This window comes from Pseudomonas putida S13.1.2, from assembly GCF_000498395.2.
Lineage (GTDB): Bacteria > Pseudomonadota > Gammaproteobacteria > Pseudomonadales > Pseudomonadaceae > Aquipseudomonas > Aquipseudomonas putida_Q.
This window is the reverse complement of the sequence record NZ_CP010979.1, coordinates 6581076-6605304: the sequence shown is the minus strand read 5'-3', so window position 1 is coordinate 6605304 and position 24229 is coordinate 6581076. Positions and strand designations below refer to the sequence as shown.

The 24229-nt window shown below is 62.4% G+C and carries 19 protein-coding genes and 1 pseudogene; 7 read left to right on the top strand and 13 right to left on the bottom strand.

Features of this window, described 5'->3' with window-relative positions:
• Positions 1-55: 55 nt before the first annotated feature.
• Positions 56-1183, bottom strand: a complete 1128-nt coding sequence (locus N805_RS29260) for a GNAT family N-acetyltransferase (protein ID WP_026034678.1) — start codon at positions 1181-1183, stop codon at positions 56-58.
• Positions 1184-1445: 262 nt separating this feature from the next.
• On the opposite strand from N805_RS29260, the gene N805_RS29255 reads away from it, so the two are divergent.
• Positions 1446-2690 carry a putative porin gene (locus N805_RS29255; protein ID WP_019473637.1) on the top strand — a complete coding sequence of 415 codons (1245 nt, stop codon included), beginning with the start codon at positions 1446-1448 and terminating at the stop codon, positions 2688-2690.
• Positions 2691-2887: 197 nt separating this feature from the next.
• On the opposite strand, the gene N805_RS29250 is transcribed toward N805_RS29255, so the two are convergent.
• Together N805_RS29250 and hrpA are read right to left on the bottom strand one after the other, a co-directional pair.
• On the bottom strand, positions 2888-4009 hold the full coding sequence (locus N805_RS29250; protein ID WP_019473636.1) for a beta-ketoacyl-ACP synthase III: 1122 nt from the start codon (positions 4007-4009) through the stop codon (positions 2888-2890).
• Positions 4010-4184: 175 nt separating this feature from the next.
• Positions 4185-8090: an ATP-dependent RNA helicase HrpA gene (gene hrpA, locus N805_RS29245; protein WP_019473635.1), complete on the bottom strand. Its 3906-nt coding sequence runs from the start codon at positions 8088-8090 to the stop codon at positions 4185-4187.
• A gap of 572 nt (positions 8091-8662) precedes the next feature.
• On the opposite strand from hrpA, the gene N805_RS29240 reads away from it, so the two are divergent.
• The 3 genes from N805_RS29240 (at position 8663) to N805_RS29230 (ending at position 12567) form a co-directional block, all read left to right on the top strand.
• Entirely contained in the window at positions 8663-10027 is a 1365-nt protein-coding gene (locus N805_RS29240) for a glutamine synthetase family protein (RefSeq protein WP_019473634.1), read from the top strand.
• Positions 10028-10051: 24 nt separating this feature from the next.
• Positions 10052-11359, top strand: a complete 1308-nt coding sequence (locus N805_RS29235; protein ID WP_019473633.1) for an NAD(P)/FAD-dependent oxidoreductase — start codon at positions 10052-10054, stop codon at positions 11357-11359.
• 149 nt (positions 11360-11508) lie between these two features.
• Entirely contained in the window at positions 11509-12567 is a 1059-nt protein-coding gene (locus tag N805_RS29230) for an IS110 family transposase (RefSeq protein WP_080956862.1), read from the top strand.
• A 388-nt stretch (positions 12568-12955) separates the two neighbouring features.
• On the opposite strand, the gene fadD1 is transcribed toward N805_RS29230, so the two are convergent.
• Positions 12956-14653, bottom strand: coding sequence for a long-chain-fatty-acid--CoA ligase FadD1 (fadD1, locus tag N805_RS29225; RefSeq protein WP_019471047.1), 1698 nt, complete (start codon positions 14651-14653; stop codon positions 12956-12958).
• 295 nt (positions 14654-14948) lie between these two features.
• Positions 14949-16637, bottom strand: coding sequence for a long-chain-fatty-acid--CoA ligase FadD2 (gene fadD2 / locus N805_RS29220; protein ID WP_019471046.1), 1689 nt, complete (start codon positions 16635-16637; stop codon positions 14949-14951).
• Positions 16638-16855: 218 nt separating this feature from the next.
• Here fadD2 and N805_RS29215 point away from each other — a divergent pair, with 218 nt between their 5' ends.
• Both N805_RS29215 and N805_RS29210 read left to right on the top strand, forming a co-directional pair.
• A complete protein-coding gene (locus tag N805_RS29215) occupies positions 16856-17800 on the top strand; it encodes an alpha/beta hydrolase (RefSeq protein WP_019471045.1) in 945 nt (314 codons plus the stop codon).
• Positions 17801-17834: 34 nt separating this feature from the next.
• Entirely contained in the window at positions 17835-18305 is a 471-nt protein-coding gene (locus N805_RS29210) for a MaoC family dehydratase (protein ID WP_016488563.1), read from the top strand.
• Between the two features lie 125 nt (positions 18306-18430).
• Here the strand turns inward: N805_RS29210 and N805_RS29205 are convergent, their stop codons facing one another.
• The 5 genes and pseudogenes from N805_RS29205 to N805_RS29185 all read right to left on the bottom strand — a co-directional run bounded on the left by N805_RS29205 (position 18431) and on the right by N805_RS29185 (position 21472).
• The gene (locus tag N805_RS29205) at positions 18431-19669 is read right to left on the bottom strand and encodes an RNA polymerase sigma factor (RefSeq protein WP_019471044.1); all 1239 of its coding nucleotides are present in this window, start codon (positions 19667-19669) and stop codon (positions 18431-18433) included.
• Positions 19669-20153 (bottom strand): annotated as a pseudogene (locus N805_RS29200) (SRPBCC family protein). The gene N805_RS29205 and the pseudogene N805_RS29200 overlap by 1 nt, the downstream one beginning before the upstream one ends.
• Positions 20154-20174: 21 nt before the next feature.
• Positions 20175-20519, bottom strand: a complete 345-nt coding sequence (locus N805_RS29195) for a YciI family protein (RefSeq protein ID WP_016498423.1) — start codon at positions 20517-20519, stop codon at positions 20175-20177.
• Between the two features lie 44 nt (positions 20520-20563).
• Positions 20564-20989 (bottom strand): YybH family protein, encoded by a 426-nt coding sequence (locus tag N805_RS29190; protein ID WP_019471042.1) that lies wholly within the window; start codon positions 20987-20989, stop codon positions 20564-20566.
• 225 nt (positions 20990-21214) lie between these two features.
• Positions 21215-21472 (bottom strand): DUF2790 domain-containing protein, encoded by a 258-nt coding sequence (locus N805_RS29185; protein ID WP_019471041.1) that lies wholly within the window; start codon positions 21470-21472, stop codon positions 21215-21217.
• A gap of 357 nt (positions 21473-21829) precedes the next feature.
• Here N805_RS29185 and N805_RS29180 point away from each other — a divergent pair, with 357 nt between their 5' ends.
• On the top strand, positions 21830-22198 hold the full coding sequence (locus N805_RS29180) for a GNAT family N-acetyltransferase (protein ID WP_019471040.1): 369 nt from the start codon (positions 21830-21832) through the stop codon (positions 22196-22198).
• On the opposite strand, the gene def is transcribed toward N805_RS29180, so the two are convergent.
• The 3 genes from def to N805_RS29165 form a co-directional block, all read right to left on the bottom strand.
• Complete coding sequence (def, locus tag N805_RS29175) at positions 22153-22689, bottom strand: peptide deformylase (RefSeq protein ID WP_019471039.1); 537 nt, start codon at positions 22687-22689, stop codon at positions 22153-22155. The two genes, N805_RS29180 and def, sit on opposite strands and share 46 nt — an antisense overlap.
• The gene (locus N805_RS29170) at positions 22686-23645 is read right to left on the bottom strand and encodes a YihY/virulence factor BrkB family protein (protein WP_019471038.1); all 960 of its coding nucleotides are present in this window, start codon (positions 23643-23645) and stop codon (positions 22686-22688) included. Before N805_RS29170 ends, def begins: the two co-directional genes overlap by 4 nt.
• A gap of 194 nt (positions 23646-23839) precedes the next feature.
• The gene (locus N805_RS29165) at positions 23840-24019 is read right to left on the bottom strand and encodes a CsbD family protein (RefSeq protein WP_016498416.1); all 180 of its coding nucleotides are present in this window, start codon (positions 24017-24019) and stop codon (positions 23840-23842) included.
• Between the last annotated feature and the right edge of the window lie 210 nt (positions 24020-24229).

Below are 24229 nucleotides of genomic sequence, written 5' to 3'. Positions count from 1 at the left end.
CCCTTTCGCGACACAAGGCCGCTCCTACAGGGATCGCGCTGCAGCCGAAGACGCATCAGTCCCGGCGGTAGGGCAACATTCCCCGCGCCTCCTCGGCATACCCCTTGACCCCTTCCCGCTCCTGCAGCAGAAAATCCTCCACCGCCCGCCGCAACCCCGGGTGTAGCAGATAATGCCAGGACCGCGTCAACACCGGTTCAAACCCGCGTATCAGCTTATGCTCGCCCTGCGCCCCGGCATCGAAACGCTGGTAACCCTCGGCAATGGCAAAGTCCATGCCCTGGTAAAAACACGTTTCGAAATGCAGCCGGTCGAATTCATCCAGGCACCCCCAGTAGCGGCCAAACAGGCTGTCGCCCCCCACCAGGCTCAAGGCCATCGCCACATCACGCCCACCCTGGCGGGCCATGACCACACGCAGCGCCTCGGGCATGCGTTCGGCCAGCAGGCTGAAAAACTCGCGTGTCAGGTAAGGCGCGCGTCGGCGCACCGCATAGGTGTTGGCATAACACAAAAAGACGAAATCCCACTGTGCCTCGTCCAGTTCATCACCGCGGTACCACCGGAATTCGATGCCCTGCCCCGCCACCTGCTCACGCTCCTTGCGCATCTGCTTGCGCTTGCGAGAGCTCAGGCTGTCGAGAAAATCCTGAAAGTCGCGGTACCCCCGGTTTTGCCAGTGAAACTGGCAACCCAGGCGCTCCATCCACCCTGGCAGGCCCGCCAACTGCGCGTCCAGCGCCGGGTCGGTGAAGTTGATGTGCGCACCGGAAAGCCCACCCTTGCCCAGATACTCCGGCAGGGCCTGCAGCATCAATAAACCGTCAGCCGGGTCGGCCGCCAGCAGGCGTGGGCCGCTGACCGGGCTGAACGGCACGGCGCCGAGCAGCTTTGGGTAGTAGGCAATGCCGGCCCGCTCACAGGCATCGGCCCAGCCATGATCGAACACATACTCGCCAAACGAATGCCACTTGCGGTACGCCGGCAACAGTGCCCGCACCTGCCCGTCACGCTCCAGCACCAGGTGCTCGGCGGCCCAGCCTGTGTTGCGCTGCACACTGCCGCTGTCTTCCATCGCGCTGAGGAAGGCATGGCGCAGGAAAGGTTGGCCCGCCGGCACCAGGGCATCCCAGGTGGCCGCCGGAAGATCACGCAAATGGGCAAGGCTATACAGGCTGGTCACGGTTTCGGCTCGCTGTCTGAAGGCGTTCAGTATCCCCAAGGAACGCTCGGCACTCAAATGACGAACGCCGGGCTGATCCTTTTATTCTCAATTACTTAACAGCAGTGCCACTAATTAGACATTAATCTGTCATTGGCCCCCGCAATACTTGCGCCTGTTTTCCGGAACCCCAGAACCTGTCTATTCAGGCCCTTTCCGAAGACATGCCAACGCAGGGGCAGGCGCTTGAGCCTCCCCCATTTTTTTCAGTAGGGAGAACCTTATGCGTCTTGTTTCTACACTTACCGGAGTAAGCCTCACCGGCATGATGCTGGCTCTGAGCGCCCCGGCCAGTGCTGCTGTCGACGCCAAGCTGCTCGAAATGCTCCGCGCCAACGGCTCGATCAATCAGGCGCAGTACAACGAACTGCAGGGCGACCTGGCAAAAGAAACCAAGGAAAAGGCCGACCAGAAAGCTCAGTCCGAACGCATGAGCTCGTTTGAACAAAAAGTGGCATGGGCCGCCAAGACCCAGATCAAGGGTGACGTGCGCCTGCGTTACGAAGACGTCAACGTCGATGACCCGAACAGCAGCAGCGGCAACCAGGACCGCCAGCGAGTGCGTGCCCGTGTCGGCTTCTACAGCGAGATCAACCCGCAGGTCGACGCCGGCGTTCGTATAGCCACCGGCAGCAGCGCCGACCGGCGCTCGACCAACCAGAGCCTCGACAACTACTTTGACAAGAAGTCGCTGTGGGTCGACCTCGCCTACCTCGACTGGCACCCTACTGCAGTCCCTAACCTGCACCTTATTGGCGGCAAGATGCCACAGCCTTGGGTAAGCATGGGCGACATCATCTGGGATAGCGACATCAACCCGGAAGGTGTGGCTGCCACTTACAAGGCTGACCTGGGCGGAGCCGAAGTCTTTGCCAGCGCCGGTCAGTACACCCTGAAAGACAACGTCGATGGTGATGGTGTCCAGTACAAGCACGATGCGCAGGTTTACCACGGCCAGTTGGGCGCCAAGTTCGCCCCGGCTGACGTGCTCAAGCTCACCGTGGGTGCCAGCATCTATGGTTACGACAACGACAAGGAAGCAGCCATCCTGCAGTCGTTCGGCAACACCACCAACGAGTTCAATCTGGTGGAAGGCTTTGGCCAGATCGATTTCACCGGCTTGGCCATTCCATTGTCGGCCTATGGTCAGTACGTGAAGAATACCGAGAGCACCGATGGCGAAGATCAAGCCTGGCTGGCTGGTTTGAAAACCAAGGTGGGAGCCTGGAGCCTGGACTACAACTACCGCGATGTGCAGCGTAACGCGGTGGTCAGCCTGTTCACCGATTCGGACTTTGGCAACGGCTTCACCGGTTCGCGTGGTCACAAGTTCAAGGTCGGTTACGAGATCGACAAGAACTTCTCCCTGGGTGCTGCCTACCTGATGGCCAAGACAGATCTGTCGCAGCTGCCGAACAGCAATGCTGACGTCGACACCCTGCAGGTGGACCTGGAAGCCAAGTTCTAAGCGGCAACCTCTCTGCTTCACGCTGAAGCGGGAAACGCCGACCCCATCCGGCGTTTCCCTCTTTTTTGCCTGTGCGAATGCGCCGGCCCCTTCGCGGGCCTGCCCGCTCCCACAGGATCACCACAGACCTTGAGAACTATGCTGTACCTGTGGGAGCGGGCGAGCCCGCGAAGAGGCCGTTACAGGCGCCTGATAAATCAGCGCTTGCGCAGAATCACGCTACCAATCGAATACCCCGCACCAAACGAGCTCAACACGCCCAACGAGCCCTTGGCCAGGTCATCCTGGTACAGGTGGAAGGCAATCACCGAACCCGCCGAACTGGTGTTGGCATAACGGTCGAGAATGACCGGTGCATCTTCCTCGGCCACTTCACGCCCCAGCAGCTTCTTGACGATCAGGTGGTTCATGCTGAGGTTCGCCTGGTGCAGCCAGAAGCGCTTCACATCGCTCGATTGCAGGCCGTTTTCCTGCAGGTGCTCACCGATCAGCTCGGCCACTTTCGGGCACACCTCGCGGAACACCTTGCGGCCTTCCTGGATGAACAGCTTGTCCGCTGCGCCTTCGCCCTCTTCCGCCGCACGGTTGAGGAAGCCGAAGTTGTTGCGGATGTTGTTGGAGAACTCGGTCCACAGCTTGCTGCTGACGATGTCGAACTGGTGCGCCGAGGTGGCCTGGTCGGCACGCTCGATCAGTACCGCGGTAGCGGCATCACCGAAAATGAAGTGGCTGTCACGGTCGCGGAAGTTCAGGTGGCCGGTGCACACCTCCGGGTTGACCATCAGCACCGCGCGCGCCTGGCCCAGGGCCACGCTGTTGGCGGCGGTCTGGATGCCGAAGGTGGCGGACGAGCAGGCCACGTTCATGTCGAAGGCAAAGCCCTGGATGCCCAGCGCCTGCTGCACTTCGATGGCAATCGCCGGGTACGGGCGCTGCAAGTTGGAGCAGGCGACGATTACCCCGTCGACATCCGCAGCCGTGCGGCCGGCGCGCTCCAGGGCCTGGCGGGCAGCGGCCACGGCCATTTCGCAGAGCACCGACGGTTCGTCGTTGGACCGCTCTGGCAAGCGTGGTTTCATGCGCTGGGGGTCGAGGATGCCGGCCTTGTCCATGACGAAGCGGCTCTTGATGCCCGAGGCCTTTTCGATGAACGCCGCGTCGGACAACGGCGCCGCTTCGACTTCACCGCGCTCGATGGCGGCGGCGTTGTCCTGGTTGAACTGCTGCGACCAGGCGTTGAAGGAGGCCACCAGTTCTTCGTTGGAAATGCTCTGGGCCGGGGTGTACAGGCCGGTGCCGCTGATCACGACGTTATGCACGGTCGTTCCTCTGGTCAAAGGCCATCGCCACGGGGCGCTGGCTGGAAATATGACAGATTAATGGCACTTTAGTACCAATTTAGGCGCGTACGCTCACCCCTGTGGGAGCGGGCGTGCCCGCGAAGGGCCGCAAGGCGGCCCCAAATTGCATCAATATTGCCACAACTGTGGAAGTTTAGCCTTCCACCTGACTCCACTGTTTGCTCAATCGCTTGTCGGAAATCGGCACCTTGGTCCCCAACTGCTGGGCAAACAACGACACCCGATATTCCTCCAGCCACCAACGGTACAAAGCCAGTTGCTCATCACGCTTGCCCTCTTGGGCATGCTTGTCGGCACGGGCCTTGTACTGCGCCCACAGGTTGGCTAGCTCGCCGGACCAGACCCGGTCCTTCTGCACTTGCGAACCCAGCTTCTCAAGGCGCAGTTCCACCGCCTTGAGGTAGCGTGGCAGCTCCTTGAACCAAGCCGCGGGCGTTTCGCGCACAAAGCCCGGGTACACCAGGTTACCCAGCTGCTGCTTGATGTCGTTCAGCGCCACCGCCTGGCTCAGGTCGATCTTGCCCTTGAAGCGCTTCTGCAGGCCATGCCAGAGTTTCAGCACCTCCAACGTCAGGCGCGCCAGGCGCTCGGCATGCTCCGCCCAGCTGCCGCGCTTGCGCTCAGCCAGCCCGGCCAGGGCCGCGCCATCACGAGGCAGTGGTTGTTCGCCTTCGAGGATGCAGCTGTCCAGGCTGGCCAGCAGAATGTCTTCGACCAGCGCCTCGACCCGCCCCATTTCACGGTACAGCAGGCCCAGCTCGGTCAGCCCCGGCAGCTTGCCGCGCAGGAACTTGGCCGGCTCGGCCAGTTGCTGCAGCAACAGCCGTTGCAACGCGCGGCGGTGCTGGAACTCGGCTTCGGCCTGGGTCGAGAAGCGCCCTTCGCGCACGGTGCCGTTGTCTTCGACCAGCGCCGGGTACACGGTCATCGACAGCCCTGCAATCTTCTGCTGGGCGGTCTGTTTCACTTCGCTGAAAGCTTTGGCCTGCACCGGTTGTTCGCTTTTGGCATCACGCGGCACCGCCAGTGCTGCCTGGCTGGCAGCGGCAAAGCGTGCAGTCAGCTCGGCCAGGTCGCGGCCTTCGCCAAGGAACTTGCCTTGGCCATCGACCACTTCGATGTTCATCCGCAGGTGGCCTTCGACCAGTTTGACCGATTCTTCCCAGGCCTCATCGGACACCCGCGCACCGGTCATGCGCAACAGCTCCTGGCCCAGAGCCTGCGGCAGCGCCCCCTGGCCGAACGTCATGCGCGCCAGCGAGGCCTTGACGAAGTCCGGCACCGGCACGAAGTTCTTGCGCAGGGCCTTGGGCAGGTTGCGCACCAGCGCCACGCACTTGGCCTCCAGCAGGCCTGGCACCAGCCATTCCAGGCGCTCGCCGGGCAGGCTTGGCAACAGCGGTGCCGGCACCCGCACGGTCACGCCGTCACGCGGGTGACCGGGCTCGAAGTGGTAGCTCTGCGGCAGGCGCAGCTCGCCCACCTGCATACTGTCGGGGTACTGCGCTGCCGTCACTTCGCTGGCTTCGCGGGCCAGCACGTCTTCCTCGCGCATGATCAGCAGGTTCGCGTCTTTCTGGCTGCCCATGCGGTACCAGCTGTCGAAGGTCGCGGTCTGGTGAATTTCTGCCGGCAGGCGCGCTTCGTAGAAGGCGTACAGCGTTTCTTCGTCGGCCAGAATGTCGCGCCGGCGGGCCTTGGCCTCCAGCTCGTCAAGCTCCTCAAGCAGGCGTTTGTTGGCTGCCAGGCACTTGGCCCGTGACTGGATTTCACCCCCCACCAGGCCTTCGCGGATAAACAGCTCGCGCGAGGTAACCGGGTCGATCGGGCCGTAATGCACCGGGCGGCGGCCAACCAGAATCAGCCCGTACAGGGTGATCTGCTCATAGGCCACCACCTGCCCGCGCTTCTTCTCCCAGTGCGGTTCAAAGTGGTTCTTCTTGACCAGGTGGCCGGCCAGCGGCTCGATCCAGTCCGGCTCGATCTTGGCGACCATGCGCGCATACAGCTTGGTGGTCTCGACCAGTTCGGCGGCCATTACCCACTGCGGGCGCTTGCGCCCCAGGCCTGATGAAGGGTGCACCCAGAAGCGCCGTTGGCGGGCACCCTGGTAGTCGCCCTCTTCGGTCTTCTGGCCGATCTGGCTGAGCAGGCCACTGAGGATGGCCTTGTGCATCTTCAGGTAGTCGGACGGTTCCTTGTTCACCGTCAACTGCAGCTCACGGCAGATCAGTGCCAGCTGGCGGTGGGCATCGCGCCATTCACGCAGGCGCAGGTAGTTCAGGAAGTTCTTGCGGCACCAGTTGCGCAGCGGGTTGGCCGTGAGCGCCTGGCGCTGCTCTTCGAAACCACGCCACAGGTTGACCAACGCGGCGAAGTCGGAGTCCACGTCCTTCCACTGTGCGTGGGCCTGGTCGGCGGCCTGTTGGCGCTCTGGCGGGCGTTCGCGCGGGTCCTGCACCGACAGCGCACTGGTGACGATCAGCACTTCCTGCAAGCTGCCCAGGCGTGCGCCTTCGAGCAGCATGCGGCCCAGCCGTGGGTCGACCGGCAGGCGCGCCAGCTGGCGCCCGATCGGGGTCAGCTGGTTCTCGCGGTTGACCGCCGACAGCTCTTGCAACAGGTTGAAGCCATCGCTGATGGCCTTGCCGTCCGGCGGCTCGATGAACGGGAAGGCATCGATCGCGCCCAGGCGCAGGTGCAGCATCTGCAGGATCACCGCCGCCAGGTTGGTGCGCAGGATCTCCGGGTCGGTGAACGCGGGCCGGCTGTTGAAATCTTCTTCGCTGTACAGCCGTACGCAGATGCCTGGCTCTACCCGGCCGCAGCGGCCTTTGCGCTGGTTGGCACTGGCTTGCGACACTGCCTCGATGGGCAGGCGCTGCACCTTGGCGCGGTAGCTGTAACGGCTGATGCGCGCCGTGCCGGTGTCGATCACATAGCGAATGCCAGGCACGGTCAGCGAGGTTTCGGCAACGTTGGTGGCCAGCACCACGCGGCGCCCGGTGTGTGGCTGGAAGATGCGCTGCTGCTCGGCCGGCGACAGGCGCGCGTACAACGGCAAAATCTCGGTGTGGCGCAGTTGCGCCTTGCGCAGGATCTCGGCGGCATCGCGGATTTCCCGCTCGCCCGGCAAAAAGATCAGCACATCGCCCGGGCCCTTGCCCTCACTGCGCTCATGGTGCGCCAGCTCATCCAGGGTGGCGAGGATGGCCTGGTCGACGGTGAGGTCGTCTTCGATCTGGTTGCCTTCCTCGTCCTGCTCGCTGGTCAGCGGGCGGTACCAGGTTTCTACCGGGAAGGTGCGCCCGGACACCTCGATGATTGGCGCGTTATCGAAGTGCTTGGAGAAGCGCTCCAGGTCGATGGTCGCCGAGGTGATGATCAGCTTCAGGTCTGGCCGGCGATGCAGCAGGGTCTTCAGGTAGCCGAGCAGGAAGTCGATGTTCAGGCTGCGTTCGTGGGCTTCGTCGACAATGATGGTGTCGTAGCGCTCCAGAAGGCGGTCGTGCTGGGTTTCGGCCAGCAGGATGCCGTCGGTCATCAGCTTGACCAGGGTGTTGGAATCGCTCTGGTCTTCGAACCGCACCTGGTAACCGACCAGCCCGCCCAGCGGCGTGCCCAGCTCCTCGGCAACCCGCGCCGCCACGCTACGCGCGGCGATCCGGCGCGGCTGGGTGTGGGCGATCAGGCCATGGCTGCCACGGCCCAGCTCCAGGCAGATTTTCGGCAGCTGGGTGGTCTTGCCCGAACCGGTTTCGCCGGCGATCACCAGCACCTGGTTTTCGGCCAGGGCCTTCTTGATTTCATCACGCTTGGCGGCGATCGGCAGGTTGTCGTCGTAGCGCACGGTCGGCACGCTTTGCTGGCGCGCGGTGACCTGGGCGCAGGAGGCCTGGACCTTTTCCACCCACTGCGCCAGCTTCGCCTCGTCGGGGCGCTTGCGCAGTTCGTGCAGCTGCCGGCGCAGGCGATGGCGGTCGGCAATCATGGCGTGGTCGAGGTTTTGCAGCAGTTTGTCGATGGCGTGGTCAGTCATGGGGCTTTTTAGTGATGCAGGTGAGCCTGCTTTTTCATGATCGGCATTCGAAGGATGCGCGATTGTCGCAGATTTGGGCCTACTTTGCTGTCCAGCCTGGCACGGTCCCTGTAGGAGCGGCCTTGCGCCGCGAATGGGCCGCAAAGCGGACCCAGCAATTTCAGCAACACCACTGAAAACCTGGGGCCGCTTTGCGGCCCATTCGCGGCACAAGGCCGCTCCTACAGGGATCGGATAGCGGCTGAAAGTTTAGCAAGGGCATATGTAAAGGTTGCCATTCACTGCTTTAATCAACCTTACGCCGCATGTGAGTATCAAAGGCATGATTCCCGTCCAGCCCATCGCGCCACCGTCCTCCCGCCCTTCGCTCCCGAAGGCCCGGAGCCGTGCCGGGGAAAATCCGCTGGTTCACATCATCCTCGCCTTCTGGGCCCTGTGGCACTGCCGCCACGCGCGCCCACCGGACACCTCGCTCACGCCATTGTGACCAAACACGGCCGGCGTCTGGCCGTTTGACTCAACTGGGCCGCCTGCTTGTGCGGTGGCCCTGTGCGCACGCGAGCGAATCAATCATGCACTTTGCACCCGTAGAGCAGGCTACCCGTTTCCTGGCCGACAACCCCGATATCGAGCTGTTCGAACTGTTCATCCTCGACGCCAACGGCGTACCGCGCGGCAAGCTGTTGCACCGCGAGGAACTGCTGGCCGTTTACCAGACCGGCCGGCCGCTGCCCAGCACCATCCTCGGCCTGACCCTGAACGGTGACGACGTGGAAAACTCGGGCCTGGTGTGGGACGTGGGCGACATTGACTGCCGGGCCTACCCGCTTGAAGGCAGCCTGGTGCGCTTGCCGTGGCGCCGGGTGCCAACGGCTGCCGTGCAGGTCAGCATGCACCCGAGCGAGGGCCTGCCGGCCAGCGTCGCCGACCCGCGTCATGTGCTGCTGCGCACCATCGAAGCGCTGAAAGCCGACGGCTACCACCCGGTAATGGCCTGCGAGCTGGAGTTTTACCTGCTCGACCAGCAACGCGACGCCCAGGGCCGCCCGCAACCGGCGCTGGACAACGATGGCGGCCGCCCTCGCACAACCCAGGTCTATGGCCTGCGCGAACTGGAGCAGATCGAACCGTTCCTCGCCGACCTTTATGCTGCCTGCAAGGCCCAGGGCATTCCGGCGCGTACCGCCATTTCGGAATACGCCCCAGGCCAGGTGGAAATCACCCTGGAGCACGGTGATGCGCTGCAGGCGATGGACCAGGCCGTGCGCTACAAGCGGCTGGTGAAAGGCGTGGCCCATGCCCACGGCATGCAGGCCTGTTTCATGGCCAAGCCGTTTGCCAACCTGGCCGGCACCGGCATGCACATGCACCTGAGCCTGGCCGACAGCGCTGGCAACAACCTGTTCGCCAGTGAAGACAAAGCCGGTACCCCGCTGCTGCGCCAGGCTGTGGCCGGCATGCTGCGCCACCTGCGCGACTCGCTGCTGCTGTTTTGCCCCAACGCCAACTCGTTCCGCCGCTTCCAGGCCAACAGCTATGCGCCGCTGGCACCGACCTGGGGCGTAGACAACCGCACCGTGAGCCTGCGCGTGCCAGGCGGCCCGGCCAACAGCCGGCATGTGGAACACCGCATTTGCGGCGCCGACGCCAACCCCTACCTGGCCGCAGCGGCAATTCTCGCCGCCAGCCACCGAGGCATCCGCGAACAGCTGGACCCGGGCGCACCGGTGGAAGGCAACGGCTATGCCCAGGCCACCGAACACCTGCCTACCGACTGGCTGACGGCCCTCGACGCCCTGCAACATTCCCATTGGGCCCGCGAAGCATTGGGCGAAGACTTCCTTGGCGTGTACCTGAAGGTCAAACGCGCCGAGTACCGCCAGTTCATGGCCGAAGTCAGCGAGCAGGACTGGCGCTGGTACCTGCACCAGGCCTGAGCCCCTACATAACAAGGAACACCCATGAACGCAGCATTCAACAAAGGCCCGGCGCAGCGTGCGCCGTCCTACTACAGCGCCTCCCTCAACGACCACACCGAGTACCCGCAGCTCAAGGGCACGGTGCAGGTGGATGTGGCCATCATCGGCGGCGGCTTCACCGGCGTCGCCACGGCGGTGGAGCTGGCCGAACGTGGCCTGAAGGTGGCTATCGTCGAAACCAACCGCATCGGCTGGGGCGCCAGCGGGCGCAATGGCGGCCAGGTCACCGGCAGCCTGTCGGGCGACGAGGCCATGCGCACGCAGATGCGCAACCACCTGGGCACCGACGTCGACGATTTCATCTGGCATCTGCGCTGGCGCGGGCACCAGGTGATCGAACAGCGCGTGACGCGCTATGGCATCGACTGCGACCTCAAGCACGGCCACCTGCATGCGGCGATGAAGCCCTCGCACATGGACGAGCTGCGTGCCTTCGAGGCCGAGGCCCAGCGCCGGGGCATGGGCGAGCAGGTGCAACTGCTGGACCGCGCGGCAGTGGCCGGACACCTGCAAAGCCCGCTGTACCTGGGTGCGTTGAAGAACCTGCGCAACCTGCACCTGCACCCGCTCAACCTGTGCCTGGGTGAGGCCCGCGCTGCCCACAGCCTGGGTGCGCTTATCTTCGAGAACTCCGAGGTGCTGGACATCGTCCACGGCCCGCGCCCGGCGGTGGTCACCGCCCACGGCCGGGTAGAGGCGCGCCAGGTGATGCTGGCCGGTGATGTGTATCACAAACTGGAAAAGCGCCAGCTCAAGGGCAAGATCTTCCCGGCCATGGGCGGTATCGTCACCACCGCGCCGCTGGGCGAGCTGGCCAAGCAGATCAACCCGCAGGACCTGGCGGTGTACGACTGCCGCTTCGTGCTCGACTATTACCGCCTCACCGCCGACAAGCGCCTGCTGTTCGGCGGTGGCGCCAACTATTCCGGCCGTGACTCACGGGATATCGAAAGTGAACTGCGCCCGTGCATCGAGCGCACCTTCCCGGCATTGAAAGGCGTGCCGATCGAGTTCCAGTGGAGCTGCGCAATGGGCATCGTTGTCAACCGCATCCCTCAGCTGGGCAAGCTGTCGGACAACGTGTGGTACTGCCAGGGTTATTCGGGGCACGGCATTGCCACCAGCCACATCATGGGCGAGATCATGGCCGAGGCACTGACCGGGACGCTGGAGAAGTTCGACACCTTTGCCCAGTGCAAGCATGTGCGGGTGCCGATGGGGGATTTGCTGGGCAACCCGCTGCTGGCGGCGGGGATGTGGTACTACCAGATGCTGGAAAAACTGCGCTGAATCCGAGTTCTGCTCGACATCTGTAATCGATGGACTCGCCCCCGCCGAGGCATCACAGTGCCACGGTGGCGTTCGAAGAAGCCAACGGCAGCGAGGGCGAGACCATGAAAAAGCATAGTTCGAAGCACGATTCCCTGTCTTCCACCGACGTGGAACTTTGCACAACCATCTGCGTTGACCTGGCCAAACAGGTCTTCCAGTTGGCAGGCGAGGACGCTACTGGTCGGGTGATCTACGAAGATCGCATCAAATCCCGTCAAGCATTCCATGACTTCCTGATCAGGCTGCCAACGACCGTGGCCGTCTTGATGGAGTGCGGTCCAGGTGCACAAGCCTGGGCCAGGCTGCTGCAAACCAAAGGTAATCCGGTTCGCATCCTGCCTGCGCAACGCGTCGCCGAACACCGTAGCGGCGCGAAGAACGACCGTAACGATGCCCATGCCATTCTGCGTGCCGGTCGCGATACCAGCATTGCCTCCGTACCGATCAAGAGCACCACAGCGCTGGCTATTCAAGCACTGCATCGCATCCGGCGCGGCAACATCAAGCGGCATACAGCGCTGGGCAATCAGATACGTGGCCTGCTGCTTGAGCATGGCGTATCCATGCCTCAAGGCGATGCCGCGATCAGTCAGCAGGTACCGCGGGCGCTTGAGGATGCCTCCTTGCCTCTGCCCGATTTGTTGCGCGAGTTGCTTGATGAGCTGCTGACTGACTGGCTGTCTTTAGGTGAACGCATTGCGGCGCTGAGTGGACGGCTCGAAGTGACAGCCCAGCAAGATAAGGTGGCACAGCGGCTGATCACCATTCGTGGCGTTGGCCCAATCATCGCCACGGCGATCGTGGCAAAACAGACCGAACCCAGCCGCTTCGCGAGTGGCCGAATGTATTCCGCCTTCTTCGGTATCGTGCCGGACCAGCACAGTAGCGGAAACAAAATCAGGCTGGGCAGAATGAGCAAGCGAGGTGACGGCTACATACGCAGCCTGATGATCCAGGGCGCCCATGCTGTCTTGAGTCAGCTAAGACCTGATTCCGATCAGCCAGACGATCGCCGCCTGTTGCGCTGGCTATCCCGCCTTGGACGCAAGGAGGCGGCGATCAGACTGGCTAATCGAAATCTGCGCATTATCTGGGCTCTGTTACAGAGCAATCAGGTCTACCAACGTAAACCGAACAACAACCCGGAGGCTGCTATGAGCCTCTGACCAACCGAGCAATGCCACCGGGGCGCTGAGCGCTCCAACCCCTGCTAGTGAACATTGACCCTAGGTAAGACCGTCGCAGACAGATGCCTCCGCTCCTACAGGCCTAACGTAATGGCCTCAATGTAAACGGCACACTGCGAGCTCACCACGATGTTGGCCAGAAGCGAAAAGCTTCCTCGAATAGGCCTGATACATAGATGCAACCGGGTTCCTATGTTCAAAAGCAGCTAGACAGTGTGGGCGAGTCCATACATAGGAGCGGCCTTGTGTCGCGATCGGGCCGCAAAGCGGCCCCAGGTTCTCAGCCGTAATGCTGAAATTCCTGGGGCCGCTTTGCGGCCCTTTCGCAGCACAAGGCTGCTCCTACAGGGACCGCGCTGGCGGGGCGTCAGGCGATCTTCTTCAAGCCCTGCTTCTTGAGCTCTTCATCGCGCAGCTCGCGGCGCAGGATCTTGCCCACGTTGGTGGTCGGCAGCGTATCGCGGAACTCGATCAGGCGTGGCACCTTGTAGCCGGTAACGTTGGCACGCATGTGCTCCATCACCTGCTCCTTGGTCACGGTCATGCCCGGTTTGACCACGATGAACACCTTGATCACTTCACCCGACTTCTCGTCAGGCACACCAATGGCTGCGCACTGCAGCACGCCCGGCAAGGCCGCCAGCACGTCTTCCAGCTCGTTGGGGTACACGTTGAAGCCCGAGACCAGGATCATGTCCTTCTTGCGGTCGACGATGCGCATGTAACCGTCCGCCTGGATCAGCGCGATATCACCGGTCTTCAGCCAGCCTTCGCTGTCGAGGATCTCGGCGGTGGCATCTTCGCGCTGCCAGTAGCCCTTCATCACCTGCGGGCCCTTGACGCACAGCTCGCCCACCTCGCCCAACGGCAGCTCGTTGCCAGCGTCATCGATGATCTTGCACAAGGTCGACGGCACCGGAATGCCAATGGTACCCACCTGGTTGGCTTCTGCCGGGTTCACAGCCGCCACCGGGCTGGTTTCGGTCATGCCGTAGCCTTCGCAGATGGCACAGCCGGTAACGGCCTTCCAGCGCTCTGCCACGCTCAGTTGCAGGGCCATGCCGCCCGACAGGGTGATTTTCAGCGCCGAGAAGTCCAAGGCACGGAACGCCTCGTTGTTGCACAGGGCAACGAACAGGGTGTTGAGGCCGACAAAGCCGCTGAACTTCCACTTGCCCAGTTCCTTGACCATGGCCGGCAGGTCACGCGGGTTGCTGATCAGCACGTTGTGGTTGCCGATCAGCATCATCGCCATGCAATGGAAGGTAAAGGCGTAGATATGGTACAGCGGCAGCGGGGTGATGAGAATTTCGCAGCCTTCGTGTAGGTTAGCGCCCATCAGCGCCCGGCACTGCAGCATGTTGGCCACCAGGTTGCGGTGGGTCAGCATGGCGCCCTTGGCCACGCCGGTGGTGCCGCCGGTGTACTGCAACACAGCCACGTCGTTGGCCTGCGGGTTGGCCTCGGTCACCGGCTGGCCCTTGCCCAGGGCCAGGGCGTCGTTGAAGCGCACGGCCTGCGGCAGGCTGTAGGCCGGCACCATCTTCTTCACGTACTTGATCACGCTGTTGATCAGCAGGCGTTTGAGCGGCGGCAGCAGGTCGGCCACTTCGGTGACGATGACGTGTTTGACCTGGGTCTTGGGTACCACCTTTTCGGCCAGGTGGGCCATGTTGGCCAAGCACACCAGGGCCTTGGCGCCGGAGTCGTTGAACTGGTGTTCCATCTCCCGCACGGTATACAGCGGGTTGGTGTTGACCACGATCAGCCCGGCACGCATGGCGCCGAAGACCGCGACCGGGTATTGCAGGACATTGGGCAGTTGCACGGCAATGCGGTCACCCGGCTTGAGGTCGGTATGCTGCTGCAGCCAGGCGGCAAACGCCCCCGACAGCGCATACAGCTCGCCATAAGTGATAGTCTTGCCCAGGTTGCTAAAGGCCGGTTTGTCGGCAAAGCGTTGGCAGGATTGCTTGAGTACTGCCTGGATATTGGGGAATTCGTCAGGATTGATTTCCGCCGTAACCCCGGCTGGGTACTTATCCTTCCAAAAATTTTCGATCATGGAAGCCCACTCCTTCAGCAACAGCGAAGTTCGATTGGCGCGTCGATGCGCTTATTATTGATATGAGACGGCGGTTCGTTGCAAACCGGATCGTCTGAAAGCGGGCCGAGAGTAACAGCTTTGCCTGGGGTCGCCTAGAGGCCAAAACAGGCCTTGCAGTCACAAAAATGACTCAATGAACAATACAGGTCATTTTTAGAGTTTTTAACCAAAATGTCGCACATCAGGCTGTAATCATCCTTTTAGAGCGGTTTTTAAAGCATTCGCGGGCAAGCCCGCGAATGCCATTTCGGTATCACGCTATGTCGCGCAGCTCTCGCCGCAGGATCTTGCCCACCGGCGTCATCGGCAACGACTCGCGCAGCACGATGTGCTTGGGTACTTTGTAGCCGGTGAAGTTGGCTTTGCAGTAGGCCTTCAGCTCTTCCACGCTCAACCCGCCCTCGCGCGGCACCACGAACAGCTTCACCGCCTCGCCTGAGCGCTCGTCCGGCACGCCGATAGCCGCACAGTTGGCAACCTTGGGGTGGCCCATCACCACGTCCTCGATCTCGTTGGGGTACACGTTGAAGCCCGAGACGATGATCATGTCCTTCTTGCGGTCGACAATGCGGGTGAAGCCGTCCGGGTCGATCACCGCGATATCCCCGGTCTTGAACCAGCCGTCCGCATCCAGCGCTTGAGCAGTGGCCTCAGGCTGCTGCCAGTAACCCTTCATCACCTGCGGGCCCTTGATGCACAACTCGCCCCGCTCGCCCAGCGGCAATTCGTTGCCGTCATCGTCGATAACCTTGAACGCGGTACCCGCCACCGGTATGCCCACGGTGCCCAGGCGCGCCAACTGGCCATAAGGGTTGGTGCTGGCCACCGGCGAGGTTTCTGTCAGGCCGTAGCCTTCGACAATGCGGCACCCGGTAAGGGCTTCCCAGCGCTCGGCAGTGGCCTTGACCAGCGCCGTGCCGCCGGAGTTGGTGACCTTCAGCGCCGAGAAATCCAGCTGGCGGAAACCGGGATGGTCCATCAGCGCGACAAACAGTGTGTTCAACCCTAACAGCGCGGAGAAACGCCACTTGCCCAGCTCCTTGATGAAGCCAGGGATGTCCCGTGGGTTGGTGATCAGCACGTTGTGGTTACCGGTGACCATCATGCACATGCAGTTCGCGGTAAAGGCATAGATGTGGTACAGCGGCAGGGGCGCAATCATCACCTCCTGGCCGTCCTTGAGCAGCTTCTGCCCATCGGGCCCGTGCTGCGAGAAGCAGGCCAGCACCTGCAACATGTTGGCCACCAGGTTGGCATGGGTGAGCATGGCGCCCTTGGCCAGGCCGGTGGTGCCGCCGGTGTACTGCAGCACGGCAATGTCGTCCAGGCTCAACGGCACCGGTTTGGGCGACTGCTCGCGGCCCAGGCGCAGCACCTGCTTGAACGATATCGCCTGGGGCAACCGGTAAGCTGGCACCATCTTCTTCAGCTTGTCGACCACGGTGTTGATCAGCCAGCCCTTGGCGGCAGGCAACAGGTCGCCCATTTTCGCCTCGATCAGGTACTCGATGCCGGTATCGGGCAGCACCTCCTGCACGCGCTTGCCGAACATGTTCAGGTACACCAGCGCGCGTGCGCCACTGTCCTTGAACTGGTGGCGCATTTCGCGCTCGGTGTACAGCGGGTTGGTGTTGACCACGATCAGGCCGGCGCGCATGGCACCGAAGACGGCGATCGGGTATTGCAGCACGTTGGGCATCTGCACCGCGATGCGGTCGCCCGGCTTGAGGTCGGTGTGCTGCTGCAACCAGGCGGCAAAGGCTGCCGAATGGCGCTCCAGCTCCGCGTAGTTCAGGGTCACGCCCAGGTTGCTGAACGCCGGGCGGTCGGCAAAGCGCTTGCAGGAGCGCTCGAACACCTCGACGACCGAGGTGTAGGCATTGATGTCGATGGTGGAAGGTACGCCCGCCGGGCGCTTGTCATTCCAGAAGTCGGCTTGCATTTATTATTGTTCCTCTGCCTGGACCTGCACTGCGTCCTTTAGTCCTTTACCTGATCGCCTGCTGGCGAAAAGGCGTTGATCCGACGTTAGCAGGTAAGCCCAGGACGGCATATACGCCAAGTGCCGCCATTAACATTGTGAATCTTATTTGTGCCCTTCCTGCAATCCGGCCGGTTGTGCATACACTGTTCGGGTACCCGCGCGCACAAGGACCCGCCATGCCCCACGACGCCTTCTGGCTACCCGCCAGCGAGCACTGCAGCCTGTACGTGCACCAATGGCTGCCGGCCACACCGGTAAAAGCCGTGGTGCTGCTGGCCCACGGCATGGCCGAGCATGCCGGGCGCTACCTGCGCCTGGGGCATGCCCTGAGCGAGGCCGGCTTTGCCCTGTTCGCTGCCGACCAGCGCGGCCATGGGCGCACCGCCGAGCTGGGCAGCCTCGGCCTGTTCGCCCGCCATCATGGCTGGAATGCCGTAGTCAACGACCTTGGGCTGCTGGCCCAGCACATCGGCCAGCAGTTCCCGGGTACACCGCTGTTTCTGTTCGGCCACAGCATGGGCAGCTACATTGCCCAGGCCTACCTGCTGCACCACAGCGCCAGCCTGCACGGGGCGATTCTCAGTGGCTCCAACTACCAACCGGCGGCGCTGTACCGCGTGGCGCGGCTGATTGCCCGGCTGGAGGGCTGGCGCCAGGGGCCGCAAGGCAAGAGTGCGCTGATCGAATGGTTGTCGTTCGGTTCGTTCAACAAAGCCTTCAAACCCAACCGCACGGCGTTCGACTGGCTCAGCCGCGACCCGGCCGAGGTCGACTTGTATGTCAACGACCCGTTGTGCGGCTTTCGCTGCAGCAACCAGCTGTGGCTCGACCTGCTGCAAGGCTTGGCGCAGATCAGCCAGCCGGGTAACCTCGCGCAGATCGATCCGAACCTGCCCATGCTGGTGATCGGTGGCGAATGTGATCCGGTCAGTGCCGGCAAGCGTCTAACCCATCTGGCCGACGCCCTGCGTGCGACCGGCAATCGACATGTACAGCTGCGCGTCTATCCTGAGGCGCGGCATGAAGTACTCAACGAAACCAACCGTGACGAGGTCACCGCCGATATTCTCGGCTGGCTAGAACAGGCGCTGGCCCTTGGCCGCCCCGTGCGCAGTGAATGATAGCCGCCCTCGCCCAACGCTTAAGGAAGCACCGATGTCCCAGGTCACCAACACGCCTTACGAAGCCCTCGAAGTTGGCCAGACGGCCGAGTACAAGAAGTCCGTTGAAGAACGCGACATCCAGCTGTTCGCTGCGATGTCCGGTGACCACAACCCGGTTCACCTGGATGCCGAGTTCGCCGCCAAGAGCATGTTCCGCGAGCGTATTGCCCATGGCATGTTCAGCGGCGCGCTGATCAGTGCTGCAGTGGCCTGCACCCTGCCTGGCCCAGGCACCATCTACCTGGGCCAGCAGATGAGCTTCCAGAAACCGGTAAAAATTGGCGACACCCTGACCGTGCGCCTGGAAATTCTCGAGAAACTGCCCAAGTTCAAGGTGCGCATCGCCACCAATGTGTACAACCAGAACGATGAGCTGGTGGTGCAGGGTGAGGCCGAGATCCTCGCACCGCGCAAGCAGCAGACAGTCGAACTCGTGTCGCCGCCGAATTTCGTCGCCAGCTGAAGATTGATGTAGACCGCACCGGCCTCTTCGCGGGTAAACCCGCTCCCACAGGTACAGCAAAATGCTCAATCTGTGGTGATCCTGTGGGAGCGGGTTTACCCGCGAAGAGGCCAGCGCAGCCAACATCACTCGATGACTTTCAGCCGCTGCTCGATATGCCGCCGCTCCGGCGCCTGCCGGGTCAGCGCCAGCGCCTGCCGCCACGCCTCACGCGCCTCCTCCACCTGCCCCAGCTGGTAGTGCAGCTCGGCCCGCGCCGCATGCGCCAGGTGATAGTCCAGCAGCTCACCGCGCGCCAGAATACCTTCGACCTCCCGCAAGCCAACCGCCGGCCCATCGCGCTTCGCCAGCGCCACCGCCCGGTTCAGTTCCACCACCGCTGACGGCCAATGCCGCTGCAACACATCATACAGCCCGACGATTTCCGCCCAGTCCGTCTCTTCTGCCGTTGCCGCTTCAGCGTGCACCGCGGCAATCGCCGCCTGCACCGTATAAGCACCGAACGCCCGGCTTTGCAGGGCCAGGCGCACCAGCTCGCAGCCCTCGTCAATGCGTTGCCGGTCCCACAGGCTGCGGTCCTGCTGTTCCAGCAGCACCAGGTTGCCCTGGGCATCGGTTCGCGCCTGCTGCCGGGACGCCTGCAGCAGCATCAAGGCCAGCAGGCCGATAGCCTCCGCATCAGGCAACAATTGCACCAGCAGCCGCGCCAGGCGAATGGCTTCATCGCTCAGCTCCTGCTGCAGCAGTGACTCGCCCGATGACGCCGAATAGCCTTCGTTGAACACCAGGTAGATCACCCGTAACACGCTCTCCAGGCGCTCGGGCAGTTCGCCCAGCTCTGGTACCTGGTACGGGATGCCGGCATCGCGGATCTTGGCTTTGGCGCGCACGATGCGCTGGGCGATGGTGGCCGGGCTTTGCAGGAAGGCGCGGGCGATCTGCTCGGTGGTCAGGTCGCAGACTGCGCGCAGGGTCAGCGGCACCTGGGCATCGGCGGACAGCGCCGGGTGGCAACAGGTGAAAATCAGCCGCAGGCGGTCGTCCGCCAGCAGCTCTTCTTCGCTGGGGTCCTGCGCCTGGCCATCGAGCAGCATGCTCAGGTCTGCCTGGGAACGGTCGAAACGGGCGCGTCGTCGCAACGCATCAATAGCCTTGAAGCGCCCGGTGGAAACCAGCCACGCCCGGGGGTTATCGGGGATGCCATCGCGCTGCCAGCGCTCGACGGCGATGAAGAACGCGTCATGCATGGCCTCCTCGGCCAGGTCGAAATCACCCAGCAGGCGGATCAACGTCGCCAGGATGCGCCGCGACTCCCGCCGATACACCGCCTCGACTTCGGCGCGCACCTGCGCCAGTGCTGTCATCAGTCCGGCATCCTTTGGGTCACCACCTCCACCAGGCGGTCCAGGCTTTCTCCCCAGCCCTGATAGAAGCCCATTTCTTCATGGGCCCGGCAGTCGGCAGCATTCCAGTGCCAGGCGCGGGCGGTGTAGCGGGTTTTGCCCTGCTCCTCGTCAAAGCTGATCACAGCGGTCATGAAGGCCTTGTCCGACGGCACCCAACCGGGGCCGAATGCATCGGTGAACACCAGCCGACGCGGCGCGGCAATGTCCAGAAACACGCCTTGGGTCGGGTATTCGCTACCATCTGGCGCGCGCATCAGGGTGCGGAATACCCCCCGACCCACAACTGCATCTCGCACTCCGGGGTGGTCATGCCATGCGGCCCCCACCACTGCATCAGCCACCGGGGCTCGGTCCAGGCGCGAAACAGCTTGGCCGGTGGTGCGTCGATCAGGCGGCTGATGGACAACTCGTGTTGCGCTTGCGTGGGGTGTGCAAGGCTCATGCTGATGGTTCTCCGTAGCTGTCAGGGTTGCAGTTCACGCACCGGTCGCACCTCGACACTGCCGACCCGTGCCGCAGGGATGCCCTTGGCGATGTTCAACGCTTCGTTCAGGTCGCGGGCCTCCACCAGGTAAAAGCCGGCAAGTTGCTCCTTGGTTTCGGCGAACGGGCCGTCGGTCAGGCTCATGTGCCCGTTACGCACACGCACCGTGGTGGCGGTTTGCACAGGCTTGAGCGCCTCGGCCGCCAGCATTCGCCCCGAGCCATGCACGGCTTCGGCGTAGGCCATGCATTCGGCGTCTTCCGGGCTGTCGGGCAGGCTGTGCAGCAGCCCCTCGTCACAATAGACCAGGCACAGGTATTTCATGGTCGCCTCCAGGGCAGCGGCAAAGTGCGTTTGGCGATAACGGCTCAGGGCTTGAGATCGAACAGGGCTTTTTGCGTTTCCATGTCGAAAGGCGCCGACCAGTGCTCGTGGATCACCTGCCACTGGCCACCTTGACGACGATAGCCCACGGTGGCGCGCATGAAGCCGCACTGGCTTTCATCGTCGCCCGGGCCGCAGCGGTTCAGCCAGTGGGCCAGGGCAAGGTCGCCAGAGGCATGTACGGTGAGTTCGGCCAGTTCGAAGACCATGGGGCCGGTGCACATGCCCATGCACATTTCCCAGTGCGCCGTGTAGGCGTCCTTGCCTTTGAATTGCAGGGCCTGGATGGCATCAAAGGCAACGATGTCATCGGCATAGGGGGCGGTGATGCTGGGGATGTCGCGATCGCGCACGGCCTGCATCCAGCGCTCGATCAGTTGGCGGATCTCGGTTTCGGCTGCGGTGCTCATCGAGGGTTTCTCCGACAGTGCATAGGTTTTGACACGCAGTGCGGCGTGCCTTCACCTATGGTCGAACGGAGAGCAGAGTAATCGACAACGCTTGAAAATATTCTGAATGCTGATGGCCCCATCGCTGGCAAGGCAGCTCCCACAGCGATTACACAAAGCCCGAGGCCTGTGCAGCACCTGTGGGAGCTGGCTTGCCGGCGATGGGGCCATCAGTCATTGCCCCGATCAACCCTGCTGACAACCTTCACCCATGGCCCGGTACTGGATGGTATGCACCTGGCCCTGGTGGTCTTCGTAGGTCATGGTCGCAGGCACCACTTCGCAGACATTGGGGATGGTCGAGAGGTTGATCACCCGTTTGATGTCCAGGTTCATGGTGTAGTCGTACTGCTGGGCCACAGGCTCGCTGGAGACAGGTTTGGCCTCGTCGGCAAGGGCGAACGAGGACATACCGACCAATGCAAGAATCAGTAATGGTTTCATGTGAGTGTGCCTTTTGAGCATTCAAGCTGATCGATTGACTTCTAATGCCGTCAATGGCGCGGAGAAGTTGCCATCTACGGTGAAGATGGCACGAAGTACCGATCCCGCTTCGTACTGCCAGGGGGGATGATTAAAATTCTACTCCCGGTTGGCAATAGTTGAACCCTGAAGTCGGATATTCACCCTTGCCGCATTTGCAACAATCTGCGTCAAATTGGCCGCAACATCTCAGGCCAGAGCCTTTGGCCAGCTTTCAGGGCAGGACCCGCCATCTCATTAAAAAATATTTACTGCTCGACACTCTCGGCCACAGAACGCCGGCTGCTGGACCACTTTTACCGCCAACACGCCTCGCGCATGCGTGCTGCGGGCGACGCTGAACTGTGGGTGGCAAGGGCCCCGGGCATTATTGCAGGCTTGAGTTTGAGCGCGGTGGGCGAAGGCTTATGGCTGACGGGGCTGTTTGTCGACCCGCAGCAACGCGGCCAAGGGGTGGCTGGGCAATTGATCGAGGCGGCGCTGAAACAGGCAAAGGGGCCGACCTGGCTGTTCTGCCACCCGGACCTGGTGCCGTTCTATGAGCGCCTGGGTTTCCACATGGCCGGGCAACTGCCAGAACCCCTGGCCAGCCGCCTGCAGCGCTACCAGCGCAGCAAACGCCTGGTGGCCCTGCAGCGGGGTCAGTCGTCGCTGACCTCAAGCCCGGGGAACAGTACCTCGGTGTAGCCGAACTTGGCAAAGTCCTGGATACGCGACGGGTACAGCCGGCCGATCAGATGGTCGCACTCGTGCTGCACCACCCGCGCATGGAAGCCGTCGGCAAAGCGGTTGATGGGGTTGCCCTGGGGGTCGACCCCTTCGTAGCAGATATGCTTGAAGCGTGGCACCACACCCCGCAGGCCGGGCACCGACAGGCAACCTTCCCAGCCGTCCTCCAGTTCAGTGGACGTGGGCGTGATGACCGGGTTGATCAAAATGGTCTGCGGCACCGCCTCGGCATCCGGGTAGCGCTCGCTGCGCTCGAAACCGAAAATCACCAACTGCAGGTCGATACCAATCTGTGGCGCGGCAAGGCCGACGCCGCCCACATGGCGCATGGTTTCGAACATGTCGTCGATCAGTTGCTGCAGTTCGGCAGTGCCGAGCATGTGCTCGGGCACTGGCGGGGCGATGCGCAGCAGGCGTTCGTCGCCCATCTTGAGAATGTCACGGATCATCTGGGGTTCGGCTCGGAAGGTTGGTGCTGGCTCGGTTGCGGGTGTTCATGGCCCAGCACGGTGATGGTTTCCGGGGCCTTGTGCCCTTCGAAATCCTTCTCGCCAGGGTTCTTGCCCTCGCTCGACATGTGCTCGATCACCGCATTCATCTCCGCACCCAGCAGCAACACGGCAGCGGAAATATAGAAATACAGCAACAGCACGATGATTGCACCAATGCTGCCGTACATGGCGTTGTAGTCGGCAAAGGTTTTCACGTAGTAGGCAAAGCCCAGTGACGCCACGATCCACACCACCACTGCCAGTACCGAGCCGGGTGTGATGAAGCGAAACTTCTGTTTCACGTCAGGCATTACGTAGTAGATCAGGGCCACCGCCACCATCAGCAATATGATGATCACCGGCCAGCGCAGAATGGTCCAAAGCGTGACGATGAACTCCTGCATGCCGATCTGGGCGGCGATCCACTCCATCACCTGGGGGCCCAGCACCATCAGTGCTGCGGCCGCCAGCAGCATGCCAGCCAGGCCGATGGTATAGAAAATGGAAAGCGGGATACGCTTCCATACCGGGCGGCCCTCAGGCACATCGTAAGCGGCGTTCATCGCGCTCATCATCAGGCGCACGCCGGCCGACGCGGTCCACAAGGCGATCACGATACCCACCGACAACAGCCCGCCCTTGGACTGCTGCAACTGGTCGATCACCGGGTTGACCTGTTCCAGCGCCTGAGGTGGCAGCACCAGTTCCGATTGCAGGCGCAGCCATGAAAAGAAGTCCGGCAAATGCAGGAAACCAATCAGGGCAATCAGGAACAGCAGAAAAGGGAACAGCGAGAACAGCGCCTGGTAAGCCAGCGCGGAGGCGTAGGTGGACATCTCGTCATCAAGAAATTCCTTGATGGTACGAACCAGCACGCGGTGCAAGGGCAGGCCCTGCAGGGCGGAAAAAATCATAGCGTCTCCTTTCGCCGCTCGATCGATTCAACAGACAAGTCTAATAGACCATACCGCTGCTGTGCTGCTCCCGGCCAATGCATCAAAAAATGTGTAAGCCTGTATCAGCCTCCTCGCGAGCACGCCCGCTCCCACAGGTACGTGCGTGTGGGAGCGGGCATGCCCGCGAAGAGGCCGGTTCAGGTTGCCTCAAATCAAGGCTTCTTCACTGCATCCTTTACATCGCCCTTGACCTGCTGCGCCTCGCCTTTAAGCTCCTGCGCCTTACCCTCAGCGCGCAGCTTGTCGTTGTCGGTCACCTTGCCAACACCCTGTTTCACGTTGCCGATTGCTTCGTTGGCCAGACCTTTCGCTTTGTCTTTAGTACCGCTCATGGCAAAACTCCTGCAAATGGAGACACGTGAACCGTGTCGACAGAAGGTGGACCCAACACCCTCGCCGAGAGTTTCAACGGATTTTCCAGTCACAAGCCGAGCGGTAAAACTGCGGGCGAATACCGCACCAAATCAGCCCGGCGCACCTACGCAGTTCACGCAGCTGCCCTAGAATCCCCGCAAACGTCCGCCCACAGCAGGCTGGCACTC